This is a genomic window from Corallococcus sp. CA047B (genome assembly GCF_003612065.1).
In the GTDB taxonomy this organism is placed as follows: Bacteria; Myxococcota; Myxococcia; order Myxococcales; family Myxococcaceae; genus Corallococcus; species Corallococcus praedator.
On sequence record NZ_RAWD01000376.1, the window covers coordinates 1 to 8,480 of the forward strand.

An 8,480-nucleotide genomic window follows, 5' to 3' on the forward strand; every position below is an offset into this window, starting at 1 on the left:
GGGCGGGGTGCGTCGTCACGTCGGGAGGGGGAAGCGCGGCGGCCTGGAGCAGGGCCGCGGGCTCCAGGGCCAGGGCCACCACCGCCTTGGGCTCCGCGGGCAGGAGGTCCTCTGGATCAAAGCCGAAGGGCACTCCGGGCCCCATCCTGGGAGGCGTGCCGCACTCCGGCTCCAGGTCGAAGGGCGAAGCGCCGTCCGCCATGGGGATGCACCGCAGCGCGTTCGGACGCGGCGTGGGCGCGTTGGGGTCCAGCGGATCCGACAGGCGCCGGACGGCCTCCGGCACCACGGGAGGTGCCGGCGGCGCGGCGCCGGACATCTCCAGGCGCGGAGGCCACACCGCCACCGGCAGCAGCGTCACGTCCGGCTCCCGCACGGGCAGCGAGCGCACCCGCCCGCCACCCAGTGTCACCGCCTCCTTCGCGAGCGCCGCGGCATGTTCAGCCAGCATCCGATCCGCCCAGCCCTTCACCCACCGCGCCAGGGCCAACCGCCAGGCCCGATGGCGACGCGCCTGGAGCGGAGGCACCCAGTCCTCCACCGCCCCGGCAGGAGAAGGGCCGCGCGTCACCCGTCATCCTTCACGGGCATCCGGATGATCAACGGCGCCGTCCCGGAGGCGAGCACCTCCGAGTCCACCGCCAGCAGCTCGCCCTCGGCGCGCACCTCCAGCCGGCCCAGCGACTTCGCGGGTGACACGCGGGGGAACTGGAAGTGTCCCTGCGCATCCGTGCGCGTGCTCAGTTGCAGGGAGGGCAGCGCCACCCACGCGCCCCGGATGGGCACGTCACCGGGCCCCACCACCCGGCCCAGCAACCCGCCCGGTGGGGGCGCGCTGTCCACCAATGACAGACATCTCACCTCCGCCAGGGGTTGCTCCTTGCGCACCTGCACCCGCAGGCGGAAGGCGGGGCGCGGCACCGAGCGCAATCCCGCCCAGAGCGCGGCCGGCACCGGGCTCAGGTCCACTTCGATCTCCTTGTCGCTCATGGCCGCGAAGACCAGGTCGCCCAAGAGCCGGTGCGCGCGCTCCGGCGTGTCCGCGCCCACCGTCACCAGATAGCAGACGGTGAATTGGAGGACGCCCCGCTTGCCGGGACGCGACAGGGGCGCGGGCCCCAGCTCCAGCAGGTAAAGACAGACACCCCGCTCCAGGGACTCCCGGTCCGGCACGCCCAGGTACACGGATGCCTCCGTGGCGATACGGCCTACCCACGCTTTCATGCGCAGATCGACTTCGTCGATCATCCTTGGCCCCCCGGTTCCCGGCCTGTCCACCGTTACGCCGTGCCTGCCCATTGTACGCTCGCATGACCTCACGCGTCCGCCCATCACCCATGGGATGGAGCGGGACGTCGTTGAGCCGACAGGGATTGAACGCCCCGGGTCGCCACGCACGCGGCCCCTGCCCTGTCGGGAACCGGGCAGTCCTTCCTCCGCACATCGCGGCATCCCGGAAAGCCCGTACGGGTTTCACACGACATGGCTTCTCTTCCGGGGCGCCTTCCGCGAAAGATGTCCCCCGGGCCGGCAACCACCGTGGAACCTTCATCATGACGATGGACTCCCTTTCGATGAGACGACGCACCCCCCTTCTTTCCTCCGGCTTCGCGCTGGGGTGTCTGGCCGCACTCGGCTTCGCCACCCCCGCGCTGGCGGAGGAGGAAGGCGGCACGAAGCACACCCTGGGGCTGCTGGTGGACGCGGGCGCCCCGCACGGCATTGGCGTGTCGGCGGTGTTGCGCCCCGCGTCGTGGGTGCGGCTGCAGGCGGGCCCCACCACCAACACGCTGAGCGTCGGCGTGCGCGGCGGGGTGAGCATCCTGCCGATGGACACGTTCATTTCGCCGTCGTTCAACGCGGAGGTCGGGCACTACTTCGGCTCCGAGTACAGCGAGGTGCTGGACTGGCTGGGCCGCGAACCGAGCACGACGTCGCAGGCCATCCGCGACGTCACGTACAACTACGTGACGGGCAGCGTGGGTCTGGAGGTGGGCGCGAGCAGCCGCTTCAACTTCTTCCTGAACGTGGGCCTGAGCTACGTGGCGCTCACGGTGCCGGAGCCCACGCCGCTCATCCAGGACGCGGCCAACGACGACACCGTGACGTCGGGGCCGCTGCACGTGCGCGCCACCATCCCGTCCGTGAAGCTGGGCTTCATCCTCTACTTCTTCTGAGCCAGGAGACTCCCCACCATGCGTACGAAAACCTTCCGCACCCTCCTGCTCTGCTGCGCCCTGCCCCTCTTCACCACGGGCTGTGAGTCCCTCTTCAACATCGAGGTGGAGGCCGAGGAGATCTGCAAGGCCGAGGACGACCTGTCCTTCCCCGCCGCCTTCCCGGGAAGCGCCTCCGTGGAGCAGTCCATCCAGGTGCCGCTGGGCGACTTCGCCAGCGCGCTGCCCGACGACACCGACGTGGAGACCCAGCTGCGGCTGAAGCTCTTCGATGCCACCGCCACCACGGACATCAGCGGCATCGAGCGCGCGAGCCTCTCCGTGCGCAAGCCGGGCTCGCCGGAGTACGTGCTGCTGGGCGAGTTCCGCCGCACGGGCAATGGCGGCGCCACGAACAAGCTGCAGCTCACCGGCAGCGGCGCGGTGGACGTGCTGGACCTGGCGAAGCAGGAGGAATTGGAGTTCCTCTTCCAGGCCACGGGTTCACTGCCCACGCAGCCGTGGAGCGCGGACATCCGGGTGTGCGTGGGCGCCAAGGCGAGCGCCAACTACTTCGGCCTGGTGTTCTGACGGTCCCCGTCGCGTTCCCGTTCCGGCGTCAGGACAGCGCCGGGACGGGCGCGGCGGGCTGGATGCCCAGGTGTTCGTGCCGAGTGCCGAGCACCTGGTCGAAGAACGGATGCGTCACGCACCAGTTCGCATCCGCCACGCGCCCCAGGTGGTGGTCGCAGAGCCAGGGCACGTTGGCACGGGCCCACGTGGGGTCCAGGTGCGCGCGGCGGTGCACGCGGTGGAAGTTGAACGCGCAGGCCCACACGGTGCCCACGAAGAAGGGGGCCACGGGGAACAGGGGCATGTGCGCGAGCGCGAGCACCGTCAGCCCCATTCGCTCCCGCAGCTCCTTGGCGCGAGTCCACAGCGAGCGCAGGTACGCATCCGCGCAGGGTGACGCCGCGAAGGACGCATGCGGGGGAGCGGGAGGATGGCGGCGGCCCGGCGTCACGTACCGGCGCAGCGCCCACTCCGCGAAGTTCGAATACGCCCAGCCCAGCGGGATGCCGATCATCGTCCCCTCCCCCATCCAACCCCTGGGGATGAACATGGGCCTTCGCCCCGGCAGCGCGAAGCGAACGTCAGTGCATATGCCCCACGGGGCCCCGTGAGCCAGGCGACAGGGTGCGGCCCCCGGGGGAGGTGATGCGCAGGCAGGTGCTCACGAAGTGGGCTCTCCCGGACTTGGAGTGGACACTCCAGAAACCGGGTCCATGAGGACGCCCCGCCGACGGCTGCTCGCCAAAACCTGTCCGACAGTCGGACAGGTTCGCGCCATGCCCCCCAGCGGGGGGCCCTCTTGAGCCGGGCGACCCAAGGGAGGCCCCGAAAGCATGGGTGCGCACGCGGGTGTTCACGGCGCGGGACCAGCAGGCGGGCCTCCTGAGCCAAGCGACAAGGGGAGGCAGTGCACAGGCGGTGTTCACGATCCAGGGCCGGAAGTTGGACGGGACGGCGCGGGGCCCCTAAGTGGGAAGGGTGGGACGCAAGCGGACCGTGGGCGGCTTCGACATTCCGAGATGGGCGTGGCTGGCGCCGTGCGTGCTGGTGCCGGTGGTGCTGCTCAACGTGGGCGTGGCGTGGCTCGGCGGGACGCAGGTGTCGCCGCTGTCCTTCTCCTTCCTGAAGACCAAGGCGCGAGCGCTGGGGGCCTACGCGGCGCACCGGCCCGCGTGCGTGCTGGACGCGCACCCGCCGCTGGAGCCGCTCATCGCGGAGTCGGAGCGCCGGCATGGGATTCCGCCGGGGCTCCTGCGGGCACTCATCCAGGTGGAGTCGGAGACGCGGGTGCACCGCATCTCGCCTGCGGGGGCGATGGGCCCGGGGCAGTTGATGCCGGACACGGCGGCGCTGATGCGGGTGGAGGATCCCTTCGACCCGGCGCCCTCCATCGACGCGAGCGGGCGTTATCTGGCGGAGCAGCTGCGCAGGTTCCGGGACGTGCGGCTGGCGGTGGCCGCGTACAACGCGGGGCCGGGTTCGGTGAACGGGCACGTGCCGCGCAACGGGGAGACGGAGTTCTACGTGGCCAAGGTGCTCGCGGCGTACGCGCACACCCGGCCGCCCGCGCCCGTGGTGGTGAAGCGGCCGGTGCCCACCTCGGCCGCGGCGAAGGCACCGGAGCGGACTGCCGTGGCCCAAGCCGCCGCGAGGAAGGCCCCGCCGTCCGGTGCGCACGCGAAGCCGGCAGCCTTGAGGAAGACGGCGCCCGTGAAGAAGCCCGCCCCCCGGCCCGCGTCATCCGGCAAGGCCGCGCCCCGGCTCGCGTCCGCGCAGAAGCCGTAGGCAACGGGGCGCGACATCCACGCGCCAATCAAGGGGAGCGGGCGGATGATCCGCACTCGCCCCCCAGGCCAATTCAATCCCGCGCCGTGCATCCACGCACGTCACGTCCCTGCGGCGACAAGCCCGTGCCTGCCGAACGGCTTCAGCCCCCGCCCACGCGGGCCATGTTGACCCGTGAGCCCTGCAGGCCGCTGGCGGCGCCCGTGTCCAGCCACACCTCCACGTCGCGGTGGAGCTGGAGGAACGACGCCGGGCACCGGGGCGTCACCGGCCCGTGCACCATCGCCGTCACCGCCGCCGCCTTGTTCACCCCGAACGCCAGCACCACCACCTTGCGCGCCTGGAGCACCGCCGCCATGCCCAGCGTCAGCGCCGACATGGGCACGCGCGACGGGTCATCACCGAACGCCAGCACGTGCGACAGCCGCGTCTCCCGACTCAGGCGCGCGCGGTGGCTCATCGCCGTCAACACCTCGCCGGGCTCGTTGAACGCGACGTGCCCGTTGGGCCCCACGCCCAGCAGCAGCAGATCCAGTCCTCCGGCCGCCGCCAACGCCGCGTCGTACCGCGCGCACTCGGCCTCCGCGTCCGGCGCGCACCCGTCGAAGAAGTGGATCCGCGCCGTTGACAGATTCACATGCCGGAACAGGTGCCGGTCCATGTACGCCCGGAAGCTGCCCCCGTCCTCCGGCGGCAGGCCCAGGAACTCATCCACGTTGAACGTCGTCGCCCGCGACAGGTCCAGCGCCCCCTTCGCCGCCAGCTCCGCCAGCCCCCGGTACACGTTGAGCGGCGAGCGCCCCGTGGGCAGCCCCAGCACCAGCTCCGGCGTGTGACGTACGGCCTCCGCGATGCGCGCCGCGCAAGTGCTGGCCGCCTCCTGCTCCGTCTCGAACACACGTAGGTTCATGCGCCGTCCAGCATACGCCGTCCCTCCTCCCGGGTCGCGCGCCCCCCCAGCCACTGCGTGCGTTGCGCCGCGCGGCAATGGCCGATTAACAGGCCCACGGCGCACGGCCGGTCCCCCGCACGCCCGGGCGCCGGGTGGGTCCCCCGATGAGCGCTCGGCGTAAACGGTCCTCACACGCGGGGCCCGGGTCGGGCTAGAACCCGGCTCATGAAAGTCGCCGTGCTCACCGGCGGGGGTGATTGCCCCGGCCTCAATGCGGTCATCCGCGCCATCGTCCGCCGTGCCAGCGAGCACGGCTTCGAAATGATGGGCCTGCGGGATGGGTGGAAGGGCCTGCTGGACGACAACCACTTCCGCCTCACGCGGGAGACCACCTCCGGCATCCTGCACCGGGGTGGCACCATCCTCGGCACCTCGCGCGTCAACCCCTTCAAGGTCGAGAACGGCCTGGAGCGCGTGAAGCGCGCCATCGAACGCAATGGCATCCACGCGGTCATCGCCATCGGCGGCGAGGGCACCCTCTCCGCCGCCACGCGCATGGCCCAGGAGGGCGTGCGCATCGTCGGCGTGCCGAAGACCATCGACAACGACCTCAACGGCACCGACTTCACGTTCGGCTTCGACACCGCCGTCATGATCGCCACGGAGGCCGTGGACCGGCTGCACTCCACCGCCGAGTCCCACAAGCGCGTCATCGTCTGCGAGGTGATGGGCCGGCACGTCGGGTGGATCGCCACCTATGCGGGCATCGCGGGCGGCGCGGACGTCATCCTCGTCCCGGAGATCCCCGCCGACCTGGAGGCCGTCGCCCAGCACCTGCAGCGCCGCAACGCGGGCGGGCGCACCTTCTCCATCGTCGTCGTCGCGGAAGGCACGCGCATCAAGCTGTCCGCGGACCAGAACGAACAACTGGTCACCACGGGCGCGCTGGATGAAGCCGGCCGTCCGCGCCTGGGCGGCGTGGGCAACATCGTCGCGTCGGAGATTGAACGCCGCACCGGCTTCGAGACGCGCGTGTCCGTGCTGGGCCACATCCAGCGCGGCGGCGCCCCCACGGCGCACGACCGGGTGCTCGCCACCCGGTTCGGCGTGCATGCGTGCGACATGGTCGCCCGGGGCGAGTTCGGCAGGATGGCCGCCCTGCGTGGCAACGAAATCGTCAGCGAGAACCTCGCCGAGGCCACCCGCGAGCTCAAGCGCGTCCCCAAGGAGTTCTTCGAGGTCGCCCAGGTCTTCTTCGGCTGACAGTCGACTTTGACGTACCGCGCCATGCCCTCCTCCACTTGGAGTGGAGGGCATGGCGCCGCGCATCCGGTAGCATCCGGCCCTTCACCCGTTCGCGAAGGGATGGTGCCGATGCTCACCGGTCGCATGATGGACTTCCCGCTCACCCTGACGCACTTCCTGGAGCGCGCGCGCTCCTATTACGGCGCGCAGGAGATCGTCAGCCGCAACCCGGACAAGTCCCTGCACCGCTACACGTACGCGGACTTCCACAAGCGCACGAGCCAGCTCGCCAACGCCCTGACGCGGCTGGGGGTGAAGCCGGGGGACCGGGTGGCGTCGCTGAGCTGGAACCATCACCAGCACCTGGAGGTGTACTTCGGGGTGCCGTCGATGGGCGCGGTGATGCACACGCTCAACCTGCGGCTGCACCCCAAGGACCTGGCCTACATCGCGAGCCACGCGGAGGACACGGTGGTGGTGGTGGACCGGTCGCTCTTGCCGCTGCTGGAGAAGTTCGAGAAGTCAGCGCCCTGCATCAAGCACGTCATCGTCATCCCGGACGACGGCCCGGTGCCGGAGGGGCGGCTGGACTACGAGAAGCTGCTCGCGGCGGAGTCGGACACGTTCGCGTTCCCGCGCCTGGATGAGAACAGCGCGGCGATGCTCTGCTACACGTCCGGCACGACGGGCAATCCGAAGGGCGTGCTCTTCAGCCACCGCTCCATCGTGTTGCACACGCTGGTGTGCTGCCTGCCGGAGGTGCTGGGCCTCAAGGACACTGACACGGTGTTGGCGGTGGTGCCCATGTTCCACGCGGCCGCGTGGGGCCTGCCCTTCGACGCGCTGCTCACGGGGGCGAAGCAGGTGCTGCCCGGGCCGCACCTGGACCCCCAGTCCCTGCTGGAGCTGATGCGGGATGAGAAGGTCACGGTGGCGGGCGGCGTGCCCACCATCTGGCTGGGCATCCTGGCGCAGCTGGACCGCGAGCCGGGCAAGTGGGACCTGGGCGCGATGCGCCACATGGTGATTGGCGGTTCGGCGGCGCCGCCGTCGCTCATCGACGGGTTCCGCAAGCGCCACAAGCTGGAGGTGCTGCACGCCTGGGGCATGACGGAGATGAACCCGGTGGGCACGCTGGCGCGGCTGAAGGGGGATTTGCACTCGGCGTCGCCGGAGACGCAGCTGGATGCGTATGCGTCGCAGGGCTATTCGGTGCCCTTCGTGGAGACGCGCCACGTGAGCGACACGGGCGAGGTGCTGCCCTGGGACGGCAAGGCGATGGGCGAACTGGAGGTGCGCGGGCCCATGGTGGCGGCCTCGTACTTCGGGGACGAGGGCAAGGACCGCTTCACGGCGGACGGCTGGTTCAAGACGGGCGACGTGGTGACCATCGACGCGGCGGGCTACCTGCACATCACCGACCGCAGCAAGGACGTCATCAAGTCGGGCGGCGAGTGGATCAGCTCGGTGGCGCTGGAGAACGCGCTGATGGCGCACCCGTCCGTGCTGGAGGCGGCGGTGTTCGCGGGCCGGCACTCCAAGTGGGACGAGCGGCCGCTGGCGGCGGTGGTGTTCAAGGCCGGGCAGCAGGCGACGAAGGCGGAGCTGACGGCGCACCTGGAGAAGCAGTTCGCGAAGTGGTGGCTGCCGGATGACTTCCTCTTCGTGCCGCAGATTCCGCGCACGTCGACGGGGAAGTTCCTGAAGATGAAGCTCCGGGAGGACTTCGGGGACCACCTGTTGAAGGCGCCCGTCGCGTCCTGAAGTGATTGAAGCGACCGCCGGGCACCTGACACCTGGGGGCCGGCGGCTCGCACTGGGGCGGGGCT

9 protein-coding genes are annotated in these 8,480 nt (G+C 70.7%); 5 read left to right on the plus strand and 4 right to left on the minus strand.

Translation table 11 applies throughout. From position 1 onward, the window contains the following. Together D7X74_RS36115 and D7X74_RS36120 are read right to left on the minus strand one after the other, a co-directional pair. The coding region (locus tag D7X74_RS36115) for a hypothetical protein (protein WP_199741979.1) at positions 1–571 on the minus strand (571 nt) is incomplete at its 3' end. Next, complete coding sequence (locus D7X74_RS36120; protein ID WP_233602408.1) at positions 568–1,224, minus strand: carboxypeptidase-like regulatory domain-containing protein; 657 nt, start codon at positions 1,222–1,224, stop codon at positions 568–570. The genes D7X74_RS36115 and D7X74_RS36120, both read right to left, overlap by 4 nt. A gap of 350 nt (positions 1,225–1,574) precedes the next feature. Between D7X74_RS36120 and D7X74_RS36125 the strand changes: the two genes are divergently transcribed. Then, complete coding sequence (locus tag D7X74_RS36125; RefSeq protein WP_233595799.1) at positions 1,575–2,177, plus strand: hypothetical protein; 603 nt, start codon at positions 1,575–1,577, stop codon at positions 2,175–2,177. An 18-nt stretch (positions 2,178–2,195) separates the two neighbouring features. Continuing rightward, positions 2,196–2,747, plus strand: coding sequence for a hypothetical protein (locus D7X74_RS36130; protein WP_120537533.1), 552 nt, complete (start codon positions 2,196–2,198; stop codon positions 2,745–2,747). A 28-nt stretch (positions 2,748–2,775) separates the two neighbouring features. Here D7X74_RS36130 and D7X74_RS36135 read toward each other — a convergent pair whose 3' ends face one another. After that, positions 2,776–3,243, minus strand: coding sequence for a hypothetical protein (locus D7X74_RS36135; protein WP_120537534.1), 468 nt, complete (start codon positions 3,241–3,243; stop codon positions 2,776–2,778). A gap of 464 nt (positions 3,244–3,707) precedes the next feature. Between D7X74_RS36135 and D7X74_RS36140 the strand changes: the two genes are divergently transcribed. Beyond that, positions 3,708–4,514 carry a lytic transglycosylase domain-containing protein gene (locus D7X74_RS36140; RefSeq protein WP_120537538.1) on the plus strand — a complete coding sequence of 269 codons (807 nt, stop codon included), beginning with the start codon at positions 3,708–3,710 and terminating at the stop codon, positions 4,512–4,514. A 142-nt stretch (positions 4,515–4,656) separates the two neighbouring features. On the opposite strand, the gene D7X74_RS36145 is transcribed toward D7X74_RS36140, so the two are convergent. Continuing rightward, the gene (locus tag D7X74_RS36145; RefSeq protein WP_120537535.1) at positions 4,657–5,424 is read right to left on the minus strand and encodes a glucosamine-6-phosphate deaminase; all 768 of its coding nucleotides are present in this window, start codon (positions 5,422–5,424) and stop codon (positions 4,657–4,659) included. Positions 5,425–5,631: 207 nt separating this feature from the next. On the opposite strand from D7X74_RS36145, the gene D7X74_RS36150 reads away from it, so the two are divergent. Then, complete coding sequence (locus D7X74_RS36150) at positions 5,632–6,669, plus strand: 6-phosphofructokinase (protein WP_120537536.1); 1,038 nt, start codon at positions 5,632–5,634, stop codon at positions 6,667–6,669. Positions 6,670–6,780: 111 nt separating this feature from the next. Continuing rightward, positions 6,781–8,415, plus strand: a complete 1,635-nt coding sequence (locus D7X74_RS36155) for a long-chain fatty acid--CoA ligase (protein WP_120537537.1) — start codon at positions 6,781–6,783, stop codon at positions 8,413–8,415. Positions 8,416–8,480 lie beyond the last annotated feature (65 nt).

Excerpts from the sequence above, each read along its gene's own strand:
- D7X74_RS36150 (WP_120537536.1), top strand. The coding sequence starts at position 5,632 with ATGAAAGTCGCCGTGCTCACCGGCGGGGGTGATTGCCCCGGCCTCAAT.
- D7X74_RS36125 (WP_233595799.1), top strand. The coding sequence starts at position 1,575 with ATGAGACGACGCACCCCCCTTCTTTCCTCCGGCTTCGCGCTGGGGTGT.
- D7X74_RS36155 (WP_120537537.1), top strand. The coding sequence starts at position 6,781 with ATGCTCACCGGTCGCATGATGGACTTCCCGCTCACCCTGACGCACTTC.
- D7X74_RS36135 (WP_120537534.1), bottom strand. The coding sequence starts at position 3,243 with ATGATCGGCATCCCGCTGGGCTGGGCGTATTCGAACTTCGCGGAGTGG.
- D7X74_RS36130 (WP_120537533.1), top strand. The coding sequence starts at position 2,196 with ATGCGTACGAAAACCTTCCGCACCCTCCTGCTCTGCTGCGCCCTGCCC.
- D7X74_RS36145 (WP_120537535.1), bottom strand. The coding sequence starts at position 5,424 with ATGAACCTACGTGTGTTCGAGACGGAGCAGGAGGCGGCCAGCACTTGC.
- D7X74_RS36120 (WP_233602408.1), bottom strand. The coding sequence starts at position 1,224 with ATGAAAGCGTGGGTAGGCCGTATCGCCACGGAGGCATCCGTGTACCTG.